The organism is Streptomyces spiroverticillatus (assembly GCA_014650415.1).
Classification (GTDB): Bacteria; Actinomycetota; Actinomycetes; order Streptomycetales; family Streptomycetaceae; genus Streptomyces; species Streptomyces spiroverticillatus.
Map to the genome: position 1 here is coordinate 606283 of BMUX01000004.1, position 25904 is coordinate 632186.

20 protein-coding genes are annotated in these 25904 nt (G+C 72.7%); 5 read left to right on the forward strand and 15 right to left on the reverse strand.

Annotation, left to right across the window (positions count from 1 at the left end; all coding sequences use genetic code 11):
• Positions 1-20: 20 nt before the first annotated feature.
• Complete coding sequence (locus tag IE269_RS14055) at positions 21-2138, reverse strand: DNA gyrase/topoisomerase IV subunit B (RefSeq protein ID WP_189823212.1); 2118 nt, start codon at positions 2136-2138, stop codon at positions 21-23.
• A gap of 450 nt (positions 2139-2588) precedes the next feature.
• Here IE269_RS14055 and IE269_RS14060 point away from each other — a divergent pair, with 450 nt between their 5' ends.
• Positions 2589-2819 (forward strand): DUF7455 domain-containing protein, encoded by a 231-nt coding sequence (locus tag IE269_RS14060; RefSeq protein WP_189823213.1) that lies wholly within the window; start codon positions 2589-2591, stop codon positions 2817-2819.
• Positions 2820-3296: 477 nt separating this feature from the next.
• Here the strand turns inward: IE269_RS14060 and IE269_RS14065 are convergent, their stop codons facing one another.
• From IE269_RS14065 to IE269_RS14095, 7 genes are all read right to left on the reverse strand, one after another.
• On the reverse strand, positions 3297-4127 hold the full coding sequence (locus IE269_RS14065) for a S1 family peptidase (protein ID WP_189823214.1): 831 nt from the start codon (positions 4125-4127) through the stop codon (positions 3297-3299).
• Between the two features lie 144 nt (positions 4128-4271).
• Positions 4272-5855, reverse strand: a complete 1584-nt coding sequence (locus IE269_RS14070; protein WP_189823215.1) for an RNA polymerase sigma factor — start codon at positions 5853-5855, stop codon at positions 4272-4274.
• 407 nt (positions 5856-6262) lie between these two features.
• Positions 6263-7150, reverse strand: coding sequence for a FadR/GntR family transcriptional regulator (locus IE269_RS14075; RefSeq protein ID WP_189823216.1), 888 nt, complete (start codon positions 7148-7150; stop codon positions 6263-6265).
• Positions 7151-7310: 160 nt separating this feature from the next.
• Complete coding sequence (locus IE269_RS14080) at positions 7311-9089, reverse strand: ATP-binding cassette domain-containing protein (protein WP_189823217.1); 1779 nt, start codon at positions 9087-9089, stop codon at positions 7311-7313.
• A 246-nt stretch (positions 9090-9335) separates the two neighbouring features.
• Positions 9336-10196 carry an NUDIX hydrolase gene (locus IE269_RS14085; RefSeq protein WP_189823218.1) on the reverse strand — a complete coding sequence of 287 codons (861 nt, stop codon included), beginning with the start codon at positions 10194-10196 and terminating at the stop codon, positions 9336-9338.
• Between the two features lie 119 nt (positions 10197-10315).
• Positions 10316-12346, reverse strand: a complete 2031-nt coding sequence (locus IE269_RS14090) for a glycogen debranching N-terminal domain-containing protein (protein WP_189823219.1) — start codon at positions 12344-12346, stop codon at positions 10316-10318.
• A gap of 122 nt (positions 12347-12468) precedes the next feature.
• Positions 12469-14031 carry a DUF4192 domain-containing protein gene (locus tag IE269_RS14095; protein WP_189823220.1) on the reverse strand — a complete coding sequence of 521 codons (1563 nt, stop codon included), beginning with the start codon at positions 14029-14031 and terminating at the stop codon, positions 12469-12471.
• 112 nt (positions 14032-14143) lie between these two features.
• Here IE269_RS14095 and IE269_RS14100 point away from each other — a divergent pair, with 112 nt between their 5' ends.
• Together IE269_RS14100 and IE269_RS14105 are read left to right on the forward strand one after the other, a co-directional pair.
• Positions 14144-16363 carry a RecQ family ATP-dependent DNA helicase gene (locus IE269_RS14100; RefSeq protein ID WP_189823221.1) on the forward strand — a complete coding sequence of 740 codons (2220 nt, stop codon included), beginning with the start codon at positions 14144-14146 and terminating at the stop codon, positions 16361-16363.
• A 253-nt stretch (positions 16364-16616) separates the two neighbouring features.
• Positions 16617-17246 carry a hypothetical protein gene (locus IE269_RS14105; protein WP_189823222.1) on the forward strand — a complete coding sequence of 210 codons (630 nt, stop codon included), beginning with the start codon at positions 16617-16619 and terminating at the stop codon, positions 17244-17246.
• Between the two features lie 133 nt (positions 17247-17379).
• Here IE269_RS14105 and IE269_RS14110 read toward each other — a convergent pair whose 3' ends face one another.
• From IE269_RS14110 to IE269_RS14140, 7 genes are all read right to left on the reverse strand, one after another.
• Positions 17380-18000 carry a hypothetical protein gene (locus IE269_RS14110; RefSeq protein WP_189823223.1) on the reverse strand — a complete coding sequence of 207 codons (621 nt, stop codon included), beginning with the start codon at positions 17998-18000 and terminating at the stop codon, positions 17380-17382.
• A 112-nt stretch (positions 18001-18112) separates the two neighbouring features.
• Complete coding sequence (locus IE269_RS14115) at positions 18113-18823, reverse strand: ribonuclease HII (RefSeq protein ID WP_189823224.1); 711 nt, start codon at positions 18821-18823, stop codon at positions 18113-18115.
• A 220-nt stretch (positions 18824-19043) separates the two neighbouring features.
• Entirely contained in the window at positions 19044-20804 is a 1761-nt protein-coding gene (locus IE269_RS14120) for a DUF4153 domain-containing protein (RefSeq protein ID WP_229897631.1), read from the reverse strand.
• A 279-nt stretch (positions 20805-21083) separates the two neighbouring features.
• Positions 21084-21992 carry an ADP-ribosylglycohydrolase family protein gene (locus IE269_RS14125; protein ID WP_189823225.1) on the reverse strand — a complete coding sequence of 303 codons (909 nt, stop codon included), beginning with the start codon at positions 21990-21992 and terminating at the stop codon, positions 21084-21086.
• Positions 21993-22003: 11 nt separating this feature from the next.
• A complete protein-coding gene (locus IE269_RS14130; protein ID WP_189823226.1) occupies positions 22004-22663 on the reverse strand; it encodes a histidine phosphatase family protein in 660 nt (219 codons plus the stop codon).
• Between the two features lie 116 nt (positions 22664-22779).
• Entirely contained in the window at positions 22780-23385 is a 606-nt protein-coding gene (locus tag IE269_RS14135; RefSeq protein ID WP_189823227.1) for a YdbC family protein, read from the reverse strand.
• A gap of 33 nt (positions 23386-23418) precedes the next feature.
• Positions 23419-24246, reverse strand: a complete 828-nt coding sequence (locus tag IE269_RS14140; protein ID WP_229897632.1) for an arylamine N-acetyltransferase family protein — start codon at positions 24244-24246, stop codon at positions 23419-23421.
• A 16-nt stretch (positions 24247-24262) separates the two neighbouring features.
• Here IE269_RS14140 and IE269_RS14145 point away from each other — a divergent pair, with 16 nt between their 5' ends.
• The gene (locus IE269_RS14145; RefSeq protein ID WP_189823346.1) at positions 24263-25225 is read left to right on the forward strand and encodes a DUF1152 domain-containing protein; all 963 of its coding nucleotides are present in this window, start codon (positions 24263-24265) and stop codon (positions 25223-25225) included.
• Between the two features lie 77 nt (positions 25226-25302).
• Positions 25303-25833 carry a TerD family protein gene (locus tag IE269_RS14150; protein ID WP_189823229.1) on the forward strand — a complete coding sequence of 177 codons (531 nt, stop codon included), beginning with the start codon at positions 25303-25305 and terminating at the stop codon, positions 25831-25833.
• The last annotated feature ends 71 nt before the right edge of the window (positions 25834-25904 follow it).

Genomic DNA, 25904 nt, shown 5'->3' on the forward strand with positions numbered 1-25904 from the left:
TCAGCTGCCGGGCATCCGGATCAGGCGTCGATGCGCGACCTGTCCAGCGTGGCCGCCGCGCTGGTGATGAACTCCTTGCGCGGCGCGACCTCGTTGCCCATGAGCAGGTCGAAGACGCCTTCGGCGGACTCCAGGTCGCCGATGTTGATCCGGCGCAGCGTGCGGTAGCGCGGGTCGAGCGTGGTCTCCGCGAGCTGGTCGGCGTCCATCTCGCCGAGGCCCTTGTAGCGCTGGATGTCGTCCTTGTACCGGACGTTCTTGCGCTGGAACTCCAGCAGCGTCTGCCGCAGTTCGTTGTCCGAGTACGTGTAGACGTACTTGTCCTGGCCCTTCTTGGGCTGGACCAGCTCGATCCGGTGCAGCGGCGGAACCGCCGCGAACACGCGCCCTGCCTCCACCATCGGACGCATGTACCGCTGGAACAGCGTCAGCAGCAGGATGCGGATGTGCGCGCCGTCGACGTCGGCGTCGACGAGGAGCACGATCTTGCCGTAGCGGGCGGCGTCGATGTCGAAGGTCCGGCCGGACCCCGCTCCTATGACCTGGATGATCGCGCCGCACTCGGCGTTCTTCAGCATGTCCGAGACGGACGCCTTCTGAACGTTGAGGATCTTGCCGCGGATCGGCAGGAGCGCCTGGAACTCGGAGTTCCGCGCGAGCTTGGCGGTGCCGAGCGCGGAGTCTCCCTCGACGATGAAGAGCTCGCTGCGCTCCACGTCGTCGCTGCGGCAGTCGGCCAGCTTCGCGGGCAGCGAGGAGGACTCCAGGGCCGTCTTCCGGCGCTGGGCGTCCTTGTGCTGACGTGCGGCGATACGGGTGCGGGCGGCGGCGACGACCTTGTCCATCACCGAGCGGGCCTGCGCCTTGGCGTCGCGCTTGGTGGAGGTCAGGAAGCCCTTGAGCTCCTTGGCGACCACGTTGGCGACGATGCGGTTGGCGGCGGAGGTGCCCAGCACTTCCTTGGTCTGGCCCTCGAACTGCGGCTCCGCGAGGCGCACCGTCACGACCGCGGTGAGCCCCTCCATGGCGTCGTCCTTGACGACGTCGTCCTCGGCGACGCGCAGCAGCTTGGCGGAGCGGAGCGTCTCGTTCACCGTCTTGGTGAGGGAGCGCTCGAAGCCGGAGACGTGGGTGCCGCCCTTGGGGGTGGCGATGATGTTGACGAAGGACTTGACCGTGGTGTCGTACCCGGTGCCCCAGCGCAGGGCGATGTCCACGGACAGCTCGCGGGTGACCTCGGTGGGGGTCATGTGGCCGCGGTCGTCGAGGACCGGGACGGTCTCCTTGAAGGTGCCCTGGCCGGTGAGGCGCAAGACGTCGCAGATCGCCTTGTCCTGCGCGAGGTACTCGCAGAACTCGCTGATGCCGCCGTCGAAGCGGAACGTCTCCTCGCTCTTGCCGACGCCCTCCAGGTCCCGCTCGTCGCGGACGACGATGGTCAGGCCGGGCACCAGGAACGCGGTCTGGCGGGCGCGCTGGTAGAGCGTGTCCAGGGAGAGCTTGGCGTCCTTGAGGAAGATCTGCCGGTCCGCCCAGTAGCGCACGCGGGTGCCCGTGCGGCCCTTGGGGACGCGCTTGCCCTTGCGCAGGCCGTTGCCCGGGTCGAAGGGGGCGTCGGGGCCGGACTCGGTGAAGGTGCCGGGGACGCCGCGGCGGAAGCTGATCGAGTGCGTGACGCTGCGGTCGACCTCGATGTCCAGGCGGGCGGAGAGCGCGTTCACCACGGAGGCGCCCACGCCGTGCAGACCGCCGGAGGCGGCGTAGGAGCCGCCGCCGAACTTGCCGCCGGCGTGCAGCTTGGTCATGACGACCTCGACGCCGGACAGGCCCGTCTTGGGCTCGACGTCGACCGGGATGCCGCGGCCGTTGTCCTGGACCTCGACGGAGCCGTCCTCGTGGAGGATCACCTCGATGCGGTCGCAGTAGCCGCCCAGGGCCTCGTCGACGGAGTTGTCGATGATCTCCCAGAGGCAGTGCATCAGGCCGCGGCTGTCGGTGGACCCGATGTACATGCCGGGGCGCTTGCGGACCGCCTCAAGACCTTCGAGGACGAGCAGGTGCCGCGCGGTGTAGTTGGAACCGTCACGGTCCGCGCCGCTCAGCAGTGCGGTGGACGGGACGGTCGTATCGGCGGTCACGCGGTTCGCTCCTCGCTGAATTTCAAATGGGCCCCGATGGGGTACGGGGTCGGCGTCGGTCGCCGCTCAGAGGGTAACGGGGCCTGGTAGAGCGGGTGTAACGCCACCCTCGGGAAAACTCATGCTAGTCCAGGGGCGTACACATGTTCGATCCCTCGATGGAGTGAAGCACATGTCACGTTCCCTTCCGGGCATGAACCATTTAGGCTCCGGGCACGTCCTCATGAACAACCCGGCAATCCAGCCGGTGGGACGTCCCACCAAGACAAGCCAGCAACGCGAAACCGTAAAGCGACGCAATACGGCTCATTCGCCGCCAACCGGCAACAGACAACCACTCCGGAAGACCTTCGGAAGAAGTTTCAAGAAAAAGCCACGAGCGGGAACGTTTTCGGCCTGGTTGGATGTTGACCCTGGTACGACAGCTCGTCGAGCTAGAGAAGAGGCGACGTGACTACTGTTCTGACCCCCGCGAGCCCCCTGACGGCCGCTGACCGATGCGACCGCTGCGGCGCCCAGGCATACCTGCGCGTTCTCCTGGCCAGCGGCGGCGAACTGCTCTTCTGCGCCCACCACGGTCGCAAGTTCGAGCCCGAGCTCAAGAAGATCGCCGCGGAAATACAGGATGAGACGGACCGGCTGACGGTCACGCCTCCGTCCTCTGAGGACGACGAACGCTGACGCCCTGAGAGCGTCCACGACGAGCCGAGGACCGGGTCCGGACCGGTCGACGGGCGGCTTCCCCCGGGTGTGCGGGGGAAGCCGCCCGTTCTCGTACGCAGGGGCCGTCCGGACGCTCACCACGGGTCCCGTCCGTTCTCGTACGTACGCGTCCCACGCAGCGGTACGCAGAGGGCTCGTCCGGCGCGCAAGCGCCCCCGTGCCGCCCTCCGGGGCCCGCACACCGCGCCCCGGAGGGGCACAGGCCCCTCCAGCGCCCGGAGCGCCCACACAGCGGCGGGGCCGGACCCCGGCAGCCCCTCCGGCACCCGCCCCACCCGCTCACACCGACGGCCCCGGCGCCTCCTGCGCCGGGGCCGTCCGCCGTGCGGGCGACGCGCGCCCCGTTCGGCTCTGCACGGGCCGCCCGGACCCGTATCGGACCCGATCAGCCCCCTCGCGGGCCCCTTTCGGGCCCGCCCCCGTCCGTACGGACCCTCAGAGCTGCCCCTCCAGTGCCCGCGCCAGCGCCGAGATCCGCGTGTACACCCCCGGGCTCTCCGCCTGCCCGCACCCGCTCCCCCACGACACCAGCCCGATCAGACGGCCCCGCGCCACCAGCGGCCCCCCGCTGTCGCCCTGGCAGGCGTCGTGGCCGCCCTCCGGGTCGCCCGCGCACAGCATCGTCGCCGGGAGATACGTTCCGTCGACGTTGCCGGGGTACGCCCGGGTGCACGCCTCGTCGGACAGCACCCGCACCTTCGCCGAGCGCAGGGAGCTCGCGTACGCCCCGCCGCCCGTGGTGTCGCCCCAGCCGTAGACCGTCGCCGCGGTGCCCGGGTCGGTCAGGCCGCCGTCCGCCGGGGCCAGCCGGATGACGTACTCCTCGGGCAGGGCCGCCGACAGCGTCAGCACCGCCAGGTCGCCGGAGTTCGACAGCGGCTCGTACGACGGGTTCACCCAGGTCCTGCGCACGGCGATCTCGCGCCCGCCGGTGCCGCGCAGCTCTCCGCGCCCCGCGACGACCTTGAGGTCGCGCACCTCGTCCAGCGGTACGCCCAGCACGTCGCGGCCCAGGCAGTGCGCCGCCGTCACCACCTTGGTCGGCGCCACCACCACTCCCCCGCAGAACTGTCCCGCCCGCATACCTCCGAACCGGTCACGGCTGGCCACCGCCACTGCCCACGGGCTGTCCGTCACCTTGACGGTCTGGCCCCCTATGACCACGCCGTCGGCGGCCGCCGGGCCGGACGCCGCCAGCGGCAGCACGGCCACGGCGGCGGTCAGGGCGAGGGCCCCGGTCAGCGATCTGGTGAAGGGTCGACGCATACGTCCTCCTGACTCAGGGGTGAACACCGCACACCCAGAGTCATCCAGCGCCGTATCCCCCGCACCCGCGCGGGCACGCCCCGGGCCCGGGTCCCGTACGAGACGTACGGAAGGAACCCGGGCCCGGTGGCCGACTCGAACAGCTCAGTCGAGGTAGTCGCGCAGGACCTGCGAGCGCGACGGGTGACGCAGCTTGGACATCGTCTTGGACTCGATCTGGCGGATGCGTTCGCGCGTGACGCCGTAGACCTTGCCGATCTCGTCCAGCGTCTTGGGCTGCCCGTCGGTGAGCCCGAAGCGCATGGACACGACACCCGCCTCGCGCTCGGAGAGGGTGTCCAGGACCGAGTGCAGCTGCTCCTGGAGGAGCGTGAAGCTCACCGCATCGGCCGGAACGACCGCTTCCGAGTCCTCGATGAGGTCGCCGAACTCGCTGTCGCCGTCCTCGCCGAGGGGGGTGTGCAGGGAGATGGGCTCGCGGCCGTACTTCTGGACCTCCATGACCTTCTCGGGGGTCATGTCGAGTTCCTTGGCCAGCTCCTCCGGGGTGGGCTCGCGGCCCAGGTCTTGGAGCATCTGGCGCTGGACACGGGCCAGCTTGTTGATGACCTCGACCATGTGCACCGGGATGCGGATGGTGCGGGCCTGGTCGGCCATGGCGCGGGTGATCGCCTGCCGGATCCACCACGTCGCGTACGTCGAGAACTTGTAGCCCTTGGTGTAGTCGAACTTCTCGACCGCGCGGATCAGGCCGAGGTTGCCCTCCTGGATGAGGTCCAGGAAGAGCATGCCGCGCCCCGTGTAGCGCTTGGCGAGGGAGACGACGAGGCGGAGGTTGGCCTCCAGGAGGTGGTTCTTGGCGCGCCCGCCGTCCTGGGCGATGATCTCCAGCTCGCGCTTGAGCTTGGGGGCGAGTTTGTCGGAGTTGGCGAGCTTGTCCTCGGCGAAGAGGCCGGCCTCGATGCGCTTGGCGAGCTCGACCTCCTGTTCGGCGTTGAGGAGGGGGACCTTGCCGATCTGCTTGAGGTAGTCCTTGACCGGGTCGGCGGTGGCACCCGCGACCGCCACCTGCTGCGCGGGGGCGTCGTCCTCGTCCTCGTCCGAGAGCACGAAGCCTTTTGACTCGGGGGTCTCGGCGCCCTCGCCGCTCTCCTCGTCGTCGCCCGCCCTGGCCCCGGCCTCCTCGACCGGCTCGTCGCCGTCCGCGGACGCGTCCTTCTTCGCTGCGGTCTTCTTCGCCGCCGCCTTGCGGGTGGTGGTCTTCTTCGCCACGGCCTTCTTGGCGGTGGTCTTCTTCGCGGCGGCCTTCTTGGCGGGAGCGGCGGACGCGGTCTCGTCGGTGGCGACGTCCACGGAGTCCACGGCATCCGCCAGGGTGGCGGCGGCGGCAACTGTCTTGGGTGCGGCGGTACTTGCCGCGAAGGTCCGGGGCACGGTCCGCTGGACCGGACTCCTGGGCACCGGGTTCTTCGCCTGGGTGGTCTTGCGGGCGCGCTTGGGCGGCTCCGCGGCAGTGACCATCAGCATCACACCCTCTTCCTCAAGGATCTGGTTGAGGCTGCGCAGGACGTTCTTCCACTGGGTCGGCGGAATCCGGTCAGCCTCGAATGCCCGACGCACGTCGTCGCCGGCGATCTGCCCCTCAGCCTTTCCCCGCTCGATGAGCGCCAACACGGACGCGGACTCGACGATCTCCGGCGGGAGCGTACGGGATGTGCTGGCCGACACGAACAACCTCTCGGAACGATGGAAATGGCGTCCGACCCCGCCCGCTGAAGGGCCTGAGCCGACGACCACCGGCTGGGGATGATGCACCGGCGGACCGGGCGAGAACCTGGGACCGTCTGCGATGCCGCGAGCGGCCTCCGCATTCACTCCTCGGCTGTCACCTCTTAGGTCATCGCGGGATCCGACGGAGTGTTACGCCTCAATCTTGGTGGCCCGAGTCACAGGCGGCGTGCGCCGCACGGGCGTTGTGCGGCGCCCACGACGGGCACCCACAGTCGTGTCGCCGAACCCGAGGGGTCCGGCGACACGGAGGGCGTACGGCCGCGGGGGCACGGCAGGGAGGAACTGCTGTCGGTGGTACGGGAAGACGGTGGTTACGGGTAAGGGCCGGCCGGAGGCGCGGGCCGTCAGTGCTCGCGCGGAGCCGGAACGACGCGCTCCACCTCCGGGTGGACGGTGAGGAGTTGACGCATCGCGGCCTCGGCCCCCGAACCGTCGCCCGCAGCAAGGGCGTCAGCGATCCGGGCGTGGTGGGAGAGGGAGGCATCGGTGGGCCGGTCGCAGCCGACGATCGGACCGCCGGACACCTGAAGGGCGGCCGAGACGATGCCGGAGAGGTGCTCCAGCATGCGGTTTCCGGCGAGCTGGATGAGCAGGGAGTGGAATTCGGCATCGGCCCGGGAGAAGGTCAGGGAGTCGCCCTGGGCGAGGGCGTGCCCCATGATCTCGACCATGTCGCCGAGGCGCTGCTGCATGTCGTCGCGCCCGTGTCCGGCGGCGAGCCGGGCGGCCAGCGGCTCGATCGTCCAGCGCAGCTCGGCCAGTTCGCGCCGCTGGTCGTCGCGCTGCGGGCCGAAGGCGCGCCATTCGATGATGTCGGGGTCGAGCAGGTTCCAGTCGCTGACCGGGCGGACCCGGGTGCCCACATTGGGTCGGGCGCTGACCAGGCCCTTGGCCTCCAGGACGCGGAGGGACTCGCGGACGACGGTGCGGGACACCTCGAACCGCTGGCCGATCTCCTCGGGCACGAGCGGGCGGTCGGCGCCGAGGTCGCCCGAGACGATCATCTGGCCGAGCTGCTGGACGAGTTGGCCGTGCAGTCCGCGGCCGCGGTTGCCGGCCGCGCGGCGGCCGACCCGGCCCAGGTCGGATTCGGGACTGTCCCACCCGAGGGGACCGACGCGGTCGGCGCCGGACACCTCCGCGTAGGGGTAGCGGTCGAGGTCGCCGGGTCCGGCGAGACCAGAGTCGACGGAGCGGGCGGCGGTCATCATGGTGTGCGCAAGGGTACTCACGGAAGAGTTGTCGGCGTCCGGCTCCTGCCCCTTGAGGTCTTTGGTGAAAAGCACACGAAAGGGTGATCACCGCCCTCTCTTCAATTGACGCCTTATCGGAAAGAAATGGGCGCCCTAGGGGGAGTTGTGGGCGATTCGACGACTCGACGTCAGGATGCGGTCACCAACGGGCCTTGCGGCGAAGGCCCGTGAGCAGATACGTGCACAGGAGCACAGGGATCGACAACGCCATTGCGGCGCCCACGGGTTGGGCGAGAATGCGCATCGCGGCCAGCAGCCACTGGTCGGCCTCCGCCGGAATCCGGATCCACATCAGCTCCCGCAGCCTGCTCGGGAGTCCGGACATCGAACGTGCTGCCGGTCCGGTGAGCAGGTGCTGTACGGCGGGGGCGACGGCGACCGGCACCGCGAGCACGGCGGCCAGACCCGCCGCCGCCACTCGGAACACCCCGGCCCCCAACAGCCCCGCCCAGGCGCACCCGACGCCGAGCGCCGCCCAACTCGCCGCCTTGGCGGGCAGACCCGCAGCGGGCAGGGGTGTCGCCCCGGCTCCGTACAGCAGTCGTACGAGGAGCAGGTTCACGGCGACGGTCAGGGCGGCGAGGAGCAGGGCGAGGCCTGCGGAGACGGTGAGTTTGGCGAGGAGGAGGCCGAGGCGGCGGGGTGAGGTGCCGCGGGAGGCGGCGAGCGCCGGGTAGCGGAACTCGTCGCCGAAGGAGAGCGCCCCGAGCAGCCCCGCCGCGAAGGCCGCGGGCGGCAGGGGCAGCAGTGCGGGCCAGGCGGCGAGCGCTGCGGGCAGGGGTGTGCCCCCGGTGTGCACGAGGAGGACGGCGAGGGCGGCGGAGACGGCGAGGGCGGTGGCGGTGACGAGGGCGGTGCTGCGGGTGCTGAAGGTGCGGCGCACTTCGTAGCGGAAGGGGCGCAGGGGGCTGCGGAGGGGGCGGAGGGGGATGGTGGGCTCGGCAACGGGGTTGCCGGGGGCGGGAGTTGTGGTCGGTGCGGCGAGTGGTGCACGGCTCTCGCCGGGGGGCGTGGAGGGTGCGGTCTGCGCGGGGGTACGCCGGGGGCCCATGTCGCCGATCTCGTCGGCGAGTTGGTGCAGGAGGACGTTGTGCCGGAAGGCGGTGTCGCCGACTTCGGCGCAGGTGCTGCCGTACACGGAGAGCCGGTTGCCCTCCTCGGGGACCACTTCCACGGAGCGGCGTGCCACCCGGGCCTCCTTGTTGAGGAGGGCGCCGAGGCGGACGGCCTGCGGGGTGCGGACGGCGACGCGGGGGCGCAGGCGGGTGCGGGCGAAGTCGACGGCGGCCTGGTCGGCGACGAGCCGGGCCTCGTCCAGGGTGACGACGCGGTCGGCGGTGCGGGCGGCCTCCTTGGCGTCGTCGGTGGTGTAGAGCACGGTGCCGCCGTGCGCGGCGTGGGCGCGCAGGAGTCCGTGCAGCCAGCTGCTGTCGCGCGGGGAGAGTCCGGCGGCGGGTTCGTCGAGGAGGAGGGTGTGCGGGTCGGCGAGGAGTGCGGAGGCGAGGCCGAGGCGGCGGTCCATGCCGAGGGAGAGGCTGCCGAGGCGCTGTCCGCCGAGTCCGGTGAGGCCGACGACGTCGAGGAGGGAGTCGGCGCGCGCGGCAGGCACTCCGGCGGCGGCGCAGAGCATCCGGAGCTGACCGCGTGCGGTGCGCGAGGGATTGCCGGGTACGTCGCCGAGCAGTGCGCCGACCTCGCGGGCCGGGTGGGCGACGCGGTGCAGGGGGCGGCCGCGGAAGTACGTGACGCCACGGCCCTGTTCGAGGCCGAGCATGAGGCGCAGGGCGGTGGTCTTTCCCGCGCCGGGGGCGCCGAGGAGGGCGGTGACGGTGCCGGGGCGGGCCTCGAAGGTCAGGTCGTCCACGGCGGGCGGGCGGGCCCGGCGCGGCGTGCTGGTGAGTCCGATGGCCTGGAGCATCGCTTCCCTCGCGTCTCGTGCGTCTCCCGCGACGCCCGCGGCTCCCCGCGGTGGAGGGAACGCTCGGCGGCCGAGGCGGGTACCGCAGCAAGATAACGCGACATTTCGGACTTTTTGTGGAGGCCCAGGCCCGGGAGGCGCGGCCCGGGGGCGGGGGCGTGGATGGGGGCATGGACGGGGGAGCGCGGACCGGCGGCGTGGCTCGGGGCCGCGATGCCGGTGTCCGCCGGTGCCCGGGTGCGCCCGTCAGACCTCGGGGCGCAGCATCGGCGGATTGAGTACGGTCGCGCCGCCGGCCCTGAACAGCTGTGCGGGGCGGCCTCCCTGACGGGTCGTCGTCCCGCCGGAGGGGACGAGGAAGCCGGGGGTGCCCGTCACCTTACGGTGGAAGTTGCGGGGGTCCAGGACCACTCCCCACACCGCCTCGTACACCCGGCGCAGCTCGCCGACGGTGAACTCGGGCGGGCAGAAGGCCGTGGCGAGCGAGGAGTATTCGATCTTCGAGCGGGCCCGCTCGACGCCGTCGGCGAGGATCTGCGCGTGGTCGAAGGCGAGCGGGACCGCCTCCTCGTCCCGGCCGAACGCGTCCTCGTGGCCGAGCAGTGCCTCGACCGGGGCCCAGCGGGCACTGTGGGCGTCGCCGCCCGCGCGGGGTGCGGGGAGGTCGGGGGCGAGGGCGAGGTGGGCGACGCTGACGACTCGCATGCGGGGGTCGCGCGCGGGGTCGCCGTAGGTGGCTAGCTGCTCCAGGTGGGCACCCTTGCCGAGCGCGGCCGGGGGATCCTGGGCGGGGGCGGTCGCGGGTGGTGCGGCCGGGGGGTGCGGGGCGGCTCCGGCCGTCGCGGCGGGGTGTGCCGCGGGGGCGGAGGGTGCCGTGCGGGTGGACAGGGCGATCAGGCCGGTCTCCTCGACCAGTTCGCGGGCGGCCGCCGTCGCGAGGTCCTCGTCCTCGCGGACGAAGCCGCCGGGCAGCGCCCACCGGCCCTGGAACGGCGGCTCTCCACGGCGTACGACCAGCGCGCAGAGCGCGTGCCGGCGGACGGTGAGCACGGCCAGATCCACGGTGACGGCAAAGGGCGGGAAGGCCGACGGATCGTAGGGCGACATGCGGCGATCATAGTCGTCTGCCTGACGATAAACAGTCCCTTCGTCCGTCATGGTCATCCCCCTTTCGTCCGTCGTGTCGTCCGTCGTGGTCATCTCTCGTGTCCCTGCGCCGGTCATGATCACACCCCGAGCTGGAGGCCGTCGGCGGCCTCCTCGACCATGCCGAGGCCGAGCCTGCTGACCCTGGCGGCAAACGGCTCCCCCGCCACCCTCAGCCCGGAGAGCTGGAGGGCGCCCAGCGGGGCACTGTTGAGCGGGGTCAGCCGGACGGTGCCGGCGGGTGCGTCGGGGCGGATGCCCACGAGGGTGGCGAGCAGGTGGACCGCTGCTGCCGCCGACACCGCCGCCGGGCGGCACGCCGCCGGGTGCGGGAGTGGGGAACTGTCGGCGGTGCGCTGCTCCCCCGCGTACATCTCCGGCAGCCGGTAGCCGAAGGCCTGGGCCGCGTCCAGCAGCCCCCGCAGCAGGGAGCCCGCCTCCTTCTCGTAACCGGCGGCGGCCAGCCCGGAGACCGCGACGGCCGTCTCGTGCACCCGGACGGCGCCGCTGCGGTGGCCGAACGGGTTGTGCCCGGCCTCCTTGGCGCCGAGGCCGCGCAGCCCCCAGCCCGAGTCCATGGACGGGCCGCCGAGCAGTCGGGCCAGTTGCTCGGTCTGCACCTTGTCGAGCAGCCCCGGGGCCGACCGGCCCGCCCCCAGCAGGCCGGTGTCCAGGAGGTGCGCGGTGCCGCCGCCCAGGAAGGGGACGGGGCGGCCGTCGGCGGCCAGGGCCGCGGCGGGCCGGCCGCCCGCACGGTCCTCGATCCAGAAGTCCTCCCGGAACGCCCGGCGCAGGGCCGTGGCCCGGTCCCGCCACCGGTCGGCACCGGGGCGACCGCAGGACTCCAGGAGATCCGCGCCGAGCAGGGCCGCCCGGTGGGCATGGGCCTGGGTCTCGGCGCGGCGCAGTCCCACGGGCCCGGGGTCACGGAGGTAGCCGTCGTCGCCGAGCGCGGTGCTCAGCCACTCCAGGCAGCGTTCGGCGGCGGGCAGCAGCTCCGCGAGGTCCGGCTCGGGCATCCCCCAGCGCCGGGCCTCGGCGAGCACCACGGGGAAGGCGAGGGTGGCCTCCAGACCGGTGCACCCCGGCGGCAGGTGCGGTCCGGCGTCCCGGAACGGACCGGGAATGCGGCCGTTCCCGCCCGCCTGGGTGCGGGCGAGCGTGCGCAGCGTGGCCGCGGCCAGCCGGGTGCCCAGGGGAAGCGCCATGCGTACCGCCCAGAGGGCGTCGGCGGGGGCGAGGCCGCAGCGCCAGGGGATGCCCGCCGCCGGGTAGACGTCGGAGGGGTGGGTGGGGTCGCGCATCAGGAGGGACCTGAGGTCGTCGACGCCGGTCCGCAGCAGGTCCCGTACGCGGGGGTCGTCGCCCTCGGCGCTCACCTCGGGCAGCGGGCAGCCTCCGGTCTTGCCGGCCGAGCGCACCGACCGCTCGCTGCGCACGCGCAGTTCGAGGGTGCGGGAGCCGCCGGGCGGCAGTTCCAGCTCCCAGCGCAGCAGTCCGGCCGAGGCGAGGGCGTCGCCGGGCGGCGGCTCGGCCGTCACCACGGAGTGCACGGGTCCCGCCGTCCAGCGCATTCCCGAGTCGTGGACGCTGGCGGGCAGTTCGGGGCCGGGGCGGCCCGCGCCGATGGCTCCCAGGTCGGCGAGGTCGGTGCCGAGGGTGATCTCCACCGGGATGCGCAACGGGCGGGGGGCGGAGCTGCGCAGGGTGATCCGCTCGCTGCCGTCGGCGGTCCGCACCCGCTCCACCATGATCCCGGGGTCGGGGCCGCCGTCGCCCTGGGTGCGGACCACGGCCACGAACCTGGCCCGGTCCGCCGCCACCGACCGGCCCTGCACGGCGACCGGTTCGCGGCCCGCGACCCGCAGCACACAGCGGGAGAGCAGCCTGCGGCCCGACTGGTAGAAGCCGTCGAGCCCGTGCCCGGTGAGCTGTCCGTGGTCGGCGGAGAGCGCCAGGGAGGGCAGGTCGGCGCAGACGATCATCCCGTGTGCGGCGGGCAGGGCGGCCGGCGGCCCGGCGGCGGGTGCGCCGCCGGGGGCCGGAGCGGTGCGCCGGGGCGCGGGGGGCGTGCCTCGGGCGGCGGAGGACGGCGGGACGGTGAGGGCCATGCGGTGCCTTCTCTGCGCTCCGGGAGGTGGTGAGGGTTGTGGCGGCGCGGTGAAAGCGGTGCCGCCACTCAGGTGAACGGCGCTGTGGGCGACGGGGTCACGGCCGACCGGGCACCGGCCCGTCATCGCCCGCTCCGCGCACCGCGCCGCATCCGGGGCGGTGCACCCCTGCGCCCCGCCCCGGGACGGGCGGGCGGCCCTGCGACCTGGCGGTCTGCGGTGCGTGCGCCTCCCCTGCCGGAGGGCAGCCTTCCGCTCGGCGAGGACGCACGTCGAGCGACGGACGTACGGCGCGTGGCGGAGGCACGAGGAATGCGCGTGGCGGATGCACGGGGCATCTTCCTGCGGGTGCTGCTCAGGACGTTCCCGCCGGTGCTGCTGAGGACGTTCCCGCCGGTACTGCTCAGGACATTCCCGCCGGTGCCGGCCGGGGCGCCCCTCGGAGGGCCCGGTACCGGCCCGCCGCTCCGACCCACGCGCTCCCGGCGCAGGCAGGCGCGCAGTTTCTCCGGGTCGAAGCCGTCGTTGCAGGCCTGGTGGAGGAGTTGGGCGAAGGTGTAGTGCCGGTCGACCTCCAGGGCGAGGCCGAGTGCGACCCGGGCCTCGGGCTCGTCGCCGGTGGACCAGGCGACCCACCCCGCGAGGGTGAGCGGCGGGGCCGCGTAGGTGGCGTACGGGCCGACGCACCGGCGGGCGAGCAGGCGCCACAGCCGCAGCGCGTGGGCCGCCTCGGGGCCCTCCATCCACTCCGCCAGCAGGTCGCGGGTCTCGCGGTCCTGGAGGCCGTGGAGGACGGCGCCCGCTTCGGCGTCGGTGATCAGGGCGTCGTCGGCGCTGTCGGCGTCCTCCCAGGAGCCCCTGGGCGGCGCGGTCCGGCCCAGGCGGCGCAGGAGGGTCCTGGCCAGGACGAGGGTTTCCTGGCCGACCTGCCGGCTGGAGGCCTCGGTGAGCATGCGGGACATCACCGCGCTTCCCGCGTCGTCGAGGGCGCCGACCGTCTCCCGGATGCGCTCGGGCGCCCTCGTGCGGGAGGCGAACCTGGCCTTCATCTCGCGCAGCGTCCCGCGGACCTGGATTCCCGCGTAGGCGGCGGCCGCGGCCATCACCGAGGTGCCGGGCAGGGCCAGGACCGTACCTTCGGACGGGCAGCAACGACGGTCGGGGCAGCAGTACGACCAGAAGCGGCCGTCGGAGACGCAGAGCGCTTCGAGGACGGGCACGTCCAGCGCCCCGCAGGCCAGCCGCAGCCGTTGGGCGAAGGCGCGCAGCCGCTCCATGACCTGTCGGCCGGTCTGCCCCTCCCCCGGGTCCTGGCAGAGGAAGACGACGACGCCGTCGGGCCGGCCGCCGCGCCGTTCGCTGTTGGACATCAGGCATTCGGCGAGGTGGGAGGCGACCGGCGCCCATTCCTGGGGCGACTTCGGGATGCCCACCCGCAACCGCCCGCCGAACCGGCCGCGCGGGCCGTGCAGGGCGACCAGGACCACGGAGTCGGAGGGGTGGAAGCCCAGCAGGTAGGGCAGGGAGTCGGCGAGTTGGGCCGGTCCGCGCAGCGTGACCTGGTGCTGCTCCTCGGCGCCGCCCTCGGCGGAGCCCGCCGGGAGGGAGCCCGTGCCTGCGGACAGGTCCGCGGTGGGACCGTGGGAGAGATCGCGATTGCCGCTTGCGTCACTGTTCGTGTTCATGCCGCTACTTTCCGACGCCCGCCCCGATCCTGAAAACCCCTGTGGATAACTTTGTCCACAGGCCCGGGCGGAGCGTTCGCGCTTTGTCGGTCCCATCGGGTTGCATGGGGGCATGACCCACCCAGACGCCTCGGGCTCCCCCGACGCCACTTCGCACCTCACCGACCTCACCGACCGCTCGGACCTCCGCGCCGCCGCCGATTCCGTGCTCGCCCGTCTCGTCGGCGACCCGAGCGGCACGGCCCGGCTGCGTGAGGACCAGTGGCGGGCCATCGAGGCGCTGGTCGCGGACAAGCGCCGGGCGCTGGTGGTGCAGCGGACCGGCTGGGGCAAGTCCGCGGTGTACTTCGTGGCGACGTCACTGCTGCGCGCGCAGGGCAGCGGGCCGACCGTGATCGTCTCTCCGCTGCTGGCCCTGATGCGCAACCAGGTCGAGGCCGCGGCTCGCGCGGGCGTCCGGGCGCGCACGATCAACTCCTCCAACCCCGAGGAGTGGGACACCGTCCAGGCCGAGATCGCCGACGGCACGGTCGACGTCCTCCTGGTGTCTCCGGAACGCCTGAACAATCCCGATTTCCGGGACCATGTCCTGCCCAAGCTGTCCGCCGCCACCGGTCTCCTGGTGGTCGACGAGGCGCACTGCATCTCCGACTGGGGCCACGACTTCCGCCCCGACTACCGGCGCCTGCGCACCATGCTGGCCGAGCTGCCGGCGGGCGTGCCCGTGCTGGCCACCACCGCCACCGCCAACTCCCGGGTGACCGCCGACGTCGCCGAGCAGCTCGGCACGGGTGCGGGCACGGACGCGCTGGTGCTGCGCGGCCCGCTGGACCGCGAGAGCCTGAGCCTGGCCGTCCTCCAACTCCCGGACGCCGCCAGCAGGTTGGCGTGGCTCGCCGACCACCTGCACGAGCTGCCGGGCTCCGGGATCATCTACACGCTGACCGTCGCCGCCGCCGAGGAGGTCACCGCGTACCTGCGCCAGCGCGGGCACACGGTCGCCTCGTACACCGGGCGCACGGAGAACGCCGACCGGATGCAGGCGGAGGAGGACCTGCTCGCCAACCGGGTCAAGGCACTGGTGGCGACCTCCGCGCTGGGCATGGGCTTCGACAAGCCCGACCTCGGTTTCGTGGTGCACCTGGGTTCGCCGTCGTCCCCCATCGCGTACTACCAGCAGGTGGGCCGTGCGGGCCGAGGCGTGGAGCATGCGGAGGTGCTGCTGCTCCCCGGCAAGGAGGACGAGGCGATCTGGAAGTACTTCGCCTCGGTGTCCTTCCCTCCCGAAGAGCTCGTACGGCGCACGCTCGACGCCCTCGCGCACTCCCCCAAGCCGCTGTCCCTGCCCGCCCTCGAGCCCATGGTGGACCTGCGGCGGACCCGCCTGGAGGCGATGCTCAAGGTCCTCGACGTGGACGGCGCGGTGCACCGGACCAAGGGCGGCTGGACCTCCACCGGACAGCCCTGGGTGTACGACGCCGAGCGGTACGCGTGGGTCGCCCGCCAGCGCCAGGCCGAGCAGCAGGCGATGCGGGAGTACGCGGCGACGACGGGCTGCCGGATGGAGTTCCTGCGCCGCCAGCTGGACGACGAGCAGGCCGCCCCGTGCGGCCGGTGCGACAACTGCGCGGGCACCCGCTTCAAGGCGGAGGTCTCCGACGCCGCCTTGGACGCGGCGCGCGGCGAACTGGGCCGCCCCGGCGTGGAGGTGGAGCCCCGCAAGATGTGGCCGACCGGCCTGCCGGCCGTCGGCGTCGACCTGAAGGGCCGCATCCCGCAGAACGAGATCGCCTTCCCCGGACGGGCCCTGGGCCGTCTTTCGGACATCGGCTGGGGCAACCGGCTGCGTCCGATGCTCGCCGCACAGGCCCCGGACGGACCGGTGCCGGACGATGTGCTGAACGCGGTGGTGACGGTGCTCGCCGACTGGGCGAAGGGCCCCGGCGGCTGGGCGTCGGGGGCGGCGGACGCACCGCCCAGGCCGGTGGGCGTGGTCACCCTCCCGTCGTACCGCAGGCCCGCTCTCGTACGGTCGTTGGGCGGCCGGATCGCCGAGGTGGGCCGGATGCCGTTCCTCGGTTCGCTGGAGTACGCCCCGGAGTCGGCCGGGGCGCCGCTGCCGCAGGCCAACAGCGCGCAGCGGGTGCGTTCGCTGCACCAGGCGCTGGTCGTGCCGCCCGAGTTGGCGGAGGCGTTGAGCGCCGCCGGGGGGCCGGTGCTGCTGGTGGACGACGCGTCCGACACCGGGTGGACGCTCGCCGTTGCGGCGCGCATGCTGCGCCGGTCCGGAGCGGAGGGGGTGTTTCCGCTGGTCCTCGCCGTTCAGGGGTGACCGGGCCGTTCAGGGGGACCGGGTCTCTCGCGCGTGACCGAGGAGTCGGGAGCGGCCGTACTGGGCAGGGATATCAGTGTCATATCCACAGAATCCGGTCGGCCGTCCCAATTGCTCGTTGCCGCATCCCCTCGCGCCAGGAAGAATTGGAAGCGCTCCCGCACGGTTCTGATGTGGTCCGCAAGGGCTGTGCCGTGGTGCGCCCCCACCCGCCCTTGCCCGCAGTCGTGGGCGCGTACGCGAAGGGAGGACCGTGACCTTCGGATTCGCTCCGTCCCCGAGTTCGCTCAGCCCGAAGTCCGCCGATCCGGCCGGTCGCCTGGGCCGCACGCTGGAGCCGGCCGAATGGGCGTCGGCGGGAATCCCCCTGCTGCGCAACCCCCGTGAGGTCGTGAGCGGCCTGCACGCCCGCCATCTCCCCGGCCCCTCCACCGCCGTCGTGGCCGTGCTCGACACCGAGGAACGACTGACCGCCAGCGCCTCGTTCGCCCGCCGCTCCACCCCGGCGGACGGCTGGGAACTGCGCAACGCCCTCCTCGCCCACCTGCGCCGGGTCGTCCCGCACGACCTGCGCCGCCGCACTCCGGTCCGTACCGCCGTACTGCTCTACTGCCGCGACGGCGACGAGCGGTGGACGGAGGAGGACGGCGCCTGGATGTGGGGACTGCGGGACGCCTGCACCCTGCACGGGCTGCGCTGCGGGGCGTACATCACACTGACCCGCGGCGGCTGGCAGGTGCTGGGCGAGGGGCGTGGCGGCCGACGGCCGTTCGCGGGGTCCCGTCCTTCGGGGCTCGCGGAGTCACTGGCCGAGCCCGATCCGGCGCCGCAGCGCACCGGCGGCGGTGCCGCGGCGGCCCTGCGCCGGGCCGCCGCCCGCTAGCGACGGCGCGTCACCTCAGCGCTGACGATCGCAGCGCTGAGGACCGCAGCGCTGAGGACCGCAGCGCTGACGCGTCACGACGCGAAGGTCCCGTCCGCGGGTTCACGGGCGGGACCCTTCACCTGCGTACGCCTCAGACGCCCGCGCCCAGCGCGGAGTTGACGCGCTGCGGGTCGCCGCAGACGATCAGCAGCGTGCCGGCGCGCTCGCGGGCCACCGCCAGCATGCGGCCCAGGTCGTCACCGGACGCGTCGTTGACGGCGACGATGACCACGGGGCGCTGCGCGGCCCGCTCGGCGGCCTTGGCGTCCGCGTAGAAGACGTCGTCCTTGGCGTCGTGCTGCGCCCAGTAGGACGCCTCACCGAAGGACAACTCGTGGGCGGCCCAGGGATGTTGGTCACCGGTGGTGAGCACCAGCACCTCGCCCGGCGCGCGGCCGGAGTCGAGCAGCAGGTCCACCGCCTCCCCCGCGGCGTCGAGCGCGCCGTTCGCGGGGGCCGGGATCAGCTGGATCTGGGTCGCGGCGTCGGCCTGCGGTGCGGCGGGCTGTGCCGCGCGCGGGGCCGGGGGCCGGGGGGTGTGCGTCCGCTGCGCCGGCGGACCGGGACGGACGGCGGGACCGGGGCGCGGCACCGCCGCGGGACGCGGGCCGGGTACGGGGCGAGGGGTCGGCGCGGTGCGGCTGGCAGCCGGGGTGGCGCGGGGACCCTGGGCGCTCTCGTGAATCTGGGACTCCTGGGGGATGAGAGGCATGAGTGGGATATCTATCAAACGCCGGTGCGGTCAGGCATCAGCGGGTAGTACATCAGTGCGACGCGCGGGGCGGGCGGGGCCTGAGCGGCTGCCTGCCCGGCGGCGCAGGCAATCAGAAGTCGAAGCCGAGTTGGCCCCCGCTTTCCAGTGCTGCGGCCTCTGCCGAGGGCCGGTGCTTCTTGAGGTGCCGCCACTGCGGGAGTCCGTCGAGATAGGACCAGGAGAGGCGGTGGTGCGCGGTCGGCCCGAGTTCGGCCAGGGCCGCCTGGTGCACGGGGGACGGATAGCCCGCGTTCGCCGCGAAACCGTACGGCGCGCAGCCGCCGGCCTCCGACTCCAGCTCGGCCATCATGGCGTCCCGGCTGACCTTGGCGATCACGGAGGCGGCCGCCACCGCGATGCAGGACTGGTCGCCCTTGATCACCGTACGAACCTTCCAGGGAGCCCCGAGGTAGTCGTGTTTCCCGTCGAGGATGACCGCATCCGGCCGTACCGGCAAGGCATTTAGCGCACGTTCGGCGGCGAGCCGCAGGGCTGCCGTCATGCCGAGGGCGTCGATCTCCTCGGGCGTCGAGTGGCCGAGTCCGTACGCCGTCACCCAGTCCTGGAGCACCGGCAGGAGTTCGTCACGGCGCTTGGCGGTGAGGAGCTTGGAGTCGGTGAGTCCGGCGGGCGGGCGGCGCAGGCCGGTGACGGCGGCGCACACGGTGACCGGTCCGGCCCACGCTCCGCGCCCGACCTCGTCGACTCCGGCGACTGTCCGGGCACCGGTGGTGGCGCGCAGCGAGCGCTCGACGGTGTGTGTGGGTGGTTCGTACGGCATGGCGCCAGCCAGAGTACGCCGCCGGACCCGGCCCGCGACACCCCGGACCCGGCATGCTGCGGACCGGGGCGAAGGGCGTACTGCGGACCGGGGCGGAGGACGTGCCGGGGACCGGGGCGGCGAGCGCGCTGCGGGCCGGGCGGAGGACGGGAGGGCCCCCTCCCTCACCGCACCGGCCCGCCGCTTCCCGATTCGCTTCCGCACACCGCACGGGGTGGTGTCAGCGGTAGTCGTCGCCGTTGTCGCCCACGGGGAGATCGCGGCACTGGGCGGCCCGTTCGTCGAGCGGGCGCTCCTTGATGAGGTCGAGCGCACGCTGTTCGCCGCGGCTGGTGGCGTACCAGGGGGCGTCGGCGTCCAGCCCTTCCCTGATCGCGTCCAGCGCACAGCTGCGCAGCGGTTCGGGCAGCTTGTCCAGCGCGGGCACCGCGTCCGCGGACAGGTCCTGGAGGTACTCGACGTCGATGGTCCGGTGCTTCTCGTAACGGGCGACGTTCCGCTCCGCGACCAGCGCGTCCGGTGAGACCAGCCCGAAGGCGAGCACCGCCGCCCCGGCGCTCGCGGCCACCGCGCGGGGCAGCCAGCGCGCCCCGAAGACACCGGCGGCCATGATCAGGACGATCACCACGCCGAGCCACAGTTCCATCGCGGCCACGGAGATGCGCAGCCGGGTGAGCCCGTAGGCGTCGACGTACATGTTCATCCGGCTGAGCGCGGACGCGACGACCACCAGCGTCAGCAGGCACAGCACACCGAGCACGCAGCGCACCAGCAGGTGGTCGCGCGCGCCGCCGCGCGGGGCCCAGCGCTTCGCGAAGGCAATCACAACGATCGTCAGCAGGGTGGCCCAGAGGAGCTGCCAGAAGCCCTGCCTGGCGTACTCGGCGATGGGCAGGTCCGTCTCGTCGAGCACCGCTTCGTAGCCGCGCAGCAGCACCGCGAGCTGCACGCCGATGAACGCGGCGAACAGCAGATTGAGCACGATCAGCGGAACGGCCCATTCCAGACGCTTGCGGGCGCGGCCGGGCTTGATCTTGGCCTTGTCCCACTGGTGCGGGGCGGCGGCCGTGCGGGCGGCGGCGAGCGCGCCGATCAGCCCGAGCAGGAAGAGCAGGAACCGCCAGGGCCCCTCGCCGACCGAGACGTCCGGCACGAGGTCGCCCAGGAGCTTGGCGAAGGCGGCGTCGGCGCTGACGAACAGCGCCCCGAAGACCACCAGCAGGCCGACCGCGATCGCGCCGGTACGGATCACCGGCCCCCAACGGTCCCGCGAGCCGCTCGCCCGCTCCCGCACACCCCGCCACCCCCAGCGCACGCCCGGGACCAGCGACCCGACGATGCCCACGGAGCCGATCAGCACCCCGGCCCAGGAGCGGCTGCCGTGCAGCGCCAGCGAGCCGAGGGCGAGCGCGGAGAGGACCGCCAGGAAGGTGGGCCAGCCCGCGTCCCGCAGCGCGGGGATCGCGAGGAGCGCCAGCCCGCCGAGCCCCCAGACCAGCGTCCAGGGGCGCAGGCGCCGCCCGGCGGCCTGGGCGGCGAAGTACGCGCCGAGGGCGGCGGGCACGGCGACGATCAGGAGGTTCGGGCCGAGCCCGTCGCCGAGGAACAGGGCGCTCAGCAGGGCGGTCGCCAGCACCGCCCACAGGGAGGCCGCGCGAATCCGTGCGGGGGGTGCGGGGCGGACTCCCGCACGCCAGGCGGGCGGTTCCTGGGCCTTCTTCTGGCGCTGCTGCTGCCAGTGCTGGTGCGCCTGCCACTGCTGCCACTGCTGCTGTTGCCGCATCTGGAGCGCGGACTGCGGCTGCATGTAGGCGGCGGTCTCCGGCGGGTACTGCTGCAGGTACGCCGGTACGGCGGGGGGCTCCGGTACGGCGTCCTGCGGACCGGCGGCGGGTGTCGCGCCCGCGCGGGCGCGCGCCTGGGCGGCCTCGCCCTCGGACAGTGCAGGTGACGGTATCGACGGTTGTGCGTCGTCAGGCACGGGACCCCCTCCCGACCGGGTGCGTCGCGCCTCGCGCGGTACGCGGTGGGCGGGCCCCCGGTGTCTCTGTGAGCGCACGCCGGTGATGATCAACGCGGCGGCGTGGCCGTCAGAGTAGCCCGGGGGCGCCGGCCTTCCGCCGTCGCCCCGGGGATGCGGACGAAACCGTGACAGCGGCCCGCACGAACGTGACAGCGGCGGCCCACGCAGAAGGGGCCGCACGCACGAGGGGCCGCACGGACACTGTCCGGCGACCCCTGTGCGTACGGGAGGAGCGGTTCAGACCGCCCGCTCCGCCAGCCACTGCGGCAGCGCCTCGGTCTGCTTCAGCCAGTGCTCCGGCGGAGCACCGGCACTGGTGCTCGCGAGCACCCCTGCGACGATGGCGCAGTTCGTGTCGACGTCTCCGCCCACCTGCGCGGTGCGCCAGAAGGCGCCCTCGAAATCGCCCAGCCCCCGCGCGGCGGCCCACAGGGCGAACGGCACGGTGTCGTGCGCACTGGTGCGCCTGCCGCAGCCGAGGACCGCTGCGACAGTGCTCGCGTCGTCGTAGTCGAGCATGTCGCGCGCCCTGCGCAGTCCGGCTCCCACCGCGCTGCGCGGGACGAGTGCGATGACGCCGTCGAGCAGTGCCGCCGGCGTCGGCGGTCCGGCCGGGTCCGCGGCGAAGGCGGCAGCGGCGGCGACCGCCATCGCGCCCATGACCGCTTCCCGGTGCTGGTGGGTGACGTAAGCGGAGATCTCGGCCTGGTGGGTGGCCTGCTCCGGGTCGTCGGCGTACCAGGCGCCCAGCGGTGCGATCCGCATCGCGGCGCCGTTGCCCCAGGAGCCGCGGCCGTCGAACAGGGCGGCGGCCAGTTCCCGCCAGTCGCCGCCCTCGCGGATCAGCCGCAGCATGCGGTTGACCGCAGGACCGTAGCCGCGGTCGAAGTCGTGGTGGTCGGCGAAGGAGCGCGCGAGGGCGTCCTGGTCGATCCGTCCGTGCCCGGCGAGCACGGCCACCACGGAGGCGGCCATCTCGGTGTCGTCGGTCCACTGCCAGGGTCCTTCGGGCAGTTCCCGGCGCTTGAGCAGGGGGTAGTTGGCGGGTACGAAGAACTGGGAGCCCAGTGCGTCTCCCACGGACAGCCCGCGCAGGCTGTCGAGCGCGCGCGTCAGGCGCGGGTCGGAATCGGAGTCAGCGGTCATCGCTAGGCACTCTAACCGGTGGCCCCGTAGGACTCCGGTGTGCACCAGTGCTCGAACGGCCGGTCCAGTGTGTACCGCCCGTCCTCCCCCAGCTCCAGCACCCGCATCTCGGCGTTGCCCGGGTTCGACAGGGACTCGAATTCGGCGACCGGCCAGTGGAACCAGCGCATGCAGAACAGCCGCATGGTCAGCCCGTGCGTGACGATCAGGACGTTCTCCGGGTGGTCCTCGGCCTCGAAGCTGCGGTAGAGGCTCTCCAGGAAGGCCCCCACGCGGTCGTAGACGTCCGCTCCGGACTCCCCCTGGGCGAAGCGGTAGAAGAAGTGCCCGTAGGCGTCCCGGTAGGCCTTCTGGAGGCGTACGTCGTCGCGGTCCTGCCAGTTCCCCCAGTCCTGCTCGCGCAGGCGGGGCTCCTCGCGGACCCGGACCCGCTCGGGGTCGAGGTCGAAGGCGCGGAAGGTCTCGTGGGTGCGCCGGTAGGGCGAGACGTAGGCGCTGATCCGCTCGTCGCCGAAGAGCTCCCGGAGCCGCTCGCCGGCCCTGCGGGCCTGCTGCCAGCCGGTGTCGGTGAGTCTCAGGGCGTGGTCGGGCTCGCGCTCGTAGACGGTGTCATCGGCGTTGCCCTCGGATTCGCCGTGCCGGACGAGGACGATGCGTCGCGGTCGTGCCATGCCGAAACCCTAGTTCGAAGGCGCGGGGCGGGCTCGACCGGCCTGCCCCTGCGCCTCCATCCGGCGTACGACAGGCCCGTACGCCGAGGAGCGGCCACACCGTCGCCGGGGAGCGGTCACACCGTCCAGTGCGCGTCCAGGTCCACCACGTCGCCCGTCAGCGCCGCCACGTCGGCCTCGGTGTCCGCCCGCAGCGACAGCCGCTCCGCACTCTCGGCGCGGTACTTTCCGCGCTCGGCGGCCGACTGCCACATCGACAGCACCAGGAACTCGTTGCCGGGCGCCTCCCCGAACACTCCCCGCAGCATCCCCGGCGAGCCCGCCATCGCCGGGTTCCACACCTTCTGCTGCATCAGCGCGAAGTGCTCCACCCGCCCCTCGTGCACCTTGCAGTGCGCGATGCGCACCACGTCGGCGTCGGTGAAGCGCGGCTCGAAGCCCGTCTTCACGTCGAAGCGGTACTCGAAGAGCTTGACCTGGATGTCCTTGTACGTTCCGGACTGGCCCGCGGCGAGCCTGTCGTGCGAGCGGGCCATGAAGGAGTCGTAGAAGGCGCGGCTCTCCCAGAAGGCGAAGACGTGGGCCACCCCGTCCTGCCCTCTGCTCCAGCCGCCGCCCTGGCCCCGGAATCCGGGTTCGCCGAGCAGCCCCGCCCATTTCCGCTGCCCCTGTTCAAAACCTCGACGGTCGACGACAGTGCAGCGAATCCACTTGACCAGCACCGCGCCATCGTACGGCCCGAAGGGTGGCGCAGGTCACCCCGCGGCGGGGTGCACCCGGCGGATCGCGGCCCGGTCCTCGACCCCCAGTTCAATCCCGAACACCTCGGCGAGAAGACCGTCCAACTCGTCAGGGGCGACGGGGCGTTCGTCGAAGCTGCCGTCCGCCCTCCCTGTCCGCAGGGCGTCGGCGACGAAGCCGTAACGGGAGTCGGGGGCGATGTGATGGGCGACGACCTTGCCCACGAAGCTGGAGCGGGGGTGGGTGGAGCTGTAGTGGTTCATCAGCTCGAAGTCGACCGGGTGGAGCGTCTGCGGCGCGAAGGCGTACAGATCGACCCACCCCTGTGCCCGCAGCGACCGCAGTACAAGGATTCCCTCGCCCTCCTCCGCGACCGCGAAACTCCACCCGTCGCTCTGCCGCACCTGCGCCCCGGCGCGCAGCGGCACCGGCTCCAGCGGCCCCTGCCACCCGAATCCGGCGTCCACCAGCCACTGTTCATCCTCGACGGTCACCGCGAGCACGGCGTGCGTCACGGGCAACAGGGCATCCCCGCGCGTACGGTTGCGCGCACCACGCCCGGCGACCTCGAACCCGATCCGCTCCAGTACGGCGGCCAGCAGCGAGTTCTGCTCGTAGCAGTAGCCGCCGCGCGCCCCCGCGACCATCTTCTGCTGAAGCCTCTTGAGGTCGAGGGACACCGGGCGCCCCAGTGCGACTTCCACGTTCTCGAAGGGAATCGCCCGCACGTGCGCCCGGTGCAGCGCGTGCAGCACCTCCACGGTGGCCGCGAGCTCCCCTGCGTATCCGATCCGCGCCAAGTAAGCGTCCAGATCGACCTGTTCCCCACCCCATGTCGTCATGGACACAATGATCGCCATGACCGCGCTGCACACCAATCCCCTTTTCGCCCGCCTGGAGTCCGCCCGGCACGTCCTGGTGGCGGGTGCGGGCGGAGGCTTCGACGTCTACGCCGGACTGCCGATCGCGCTCTCCCTGCTGCACCAGGGCAAGGACGTCCACCTGGCGAACCTGACCTTCGCCGCCGTGGAGGGGCTGCCCCTGGAGGACTGGCTCGCCCCGGACGTCGCCGCCGTGACACCCCGGTCGGCCCTCCACCAGACGTACTTCCCCGAGCGCACCCTCGCGCAGTGGCTGGAGCTGCACGGCTACCCGAGCACCGTGCACGCCCTCGCACGCACCGGTGTGCAGCCGCTGCGGGCCGCGTACCGGGCGCTGATCGAGCGGTACGAGATCGACGCCGTGGTCCTCGTGGACGGCGGCACGGACATCCTGATGTGCGGCGACGAGTCCGGGCTCGGCACCCCGGAGGAGGACCTGACGAGCGTCGCCGCACTGGCCGACCTCGTGGACCTGGTGCCCGAACTCCTGGTGGTGTCGGTGGGGTTCGGGGTGGACGCGTACCACGGAGTGAGCCACGGACTCGTACTGGAGAACATCGCGGCGCTGGAACGCGACGGTGCGTACCTCGGTGCGTTCTCCCTGTCGCGTACGACGCGGGAGGGCGCCCTGTACGTGGACGCCGTGGCGCACGCGCAGCAGCACACGCCCGAGCACCCGAGCATCGTCAACGGGCAGATAGCGGCGGCTGTGCGGGGCGAGTTCGGGAACGTGCGTTTCACGGCGCGCACCAGTGGCAGCGAGTTGTTCGTCAATCCGCTGATGTCACTGTGCTTCGTTTTCACGCTGGAGGGCCTCGCGCACCGCTGCCGCTATCTCGACCGCATCGAGAACACGCACCTCATGCGCCAAGTGAGCAGCGCCATCGCGGAGTTCCGCGACGACGTCACCTGGCGTCCGCCGCGCCGCATCCCCCACTGACTCCCTGGGCGGCGACTTGTCGCACCCGGTGCGTCCTGTGAGGATCGGCGGACGACTGGAAGCGGAGGGACATCACGGTGAGCAGCTTCAACAAGGGCATCCGGAAAGCCGAGGTCGCCCTCAAGTGGGACCCCAACCCGCTCGGCGCCCCCGCCGCCGACCTCGACATCGTCGCCGCCGTGTACCGGACGGAGAGCCTGTACGAGGACCCCGCCTACCTGGTGCACTTCGGCAGCCGCTCCCCCGACGGCACGATCACCCTGCACCGGGACAGCAAGACGGGTCAGGGCTTCGGCGCGGACGAGCAGATGACGATCGAACTGGAGCGTCTGTCGCCGGAGTACGGGCGGGTGGTGCTCGGGGTGGCGATCCAACAGCGCGACAGGCGCATGGAGTTCGGCGACATACAGAGCACCTCGATGCGCGTGACCGAGGGCTACACCGAGCTTCTGACCAGCGACTTCGTCACTGTTGCGCGGGCCACCGCAGCCACTGTCGCGGAGTTCGTACGGGAGGCCGACGGGAGCTGGGACATGCACGAGACAGTGCGCGGTTTTGACGCGGAACCGGAGGAGTTCACCCGGCTGATGGGAGTGCGGCAGCGCTGACACAGCAACAGCAGGAAGGGCGGCACTCCTCCTCAGGAGTGCCGCCCTTCCGCTACCCGTTCAGGGCGTCA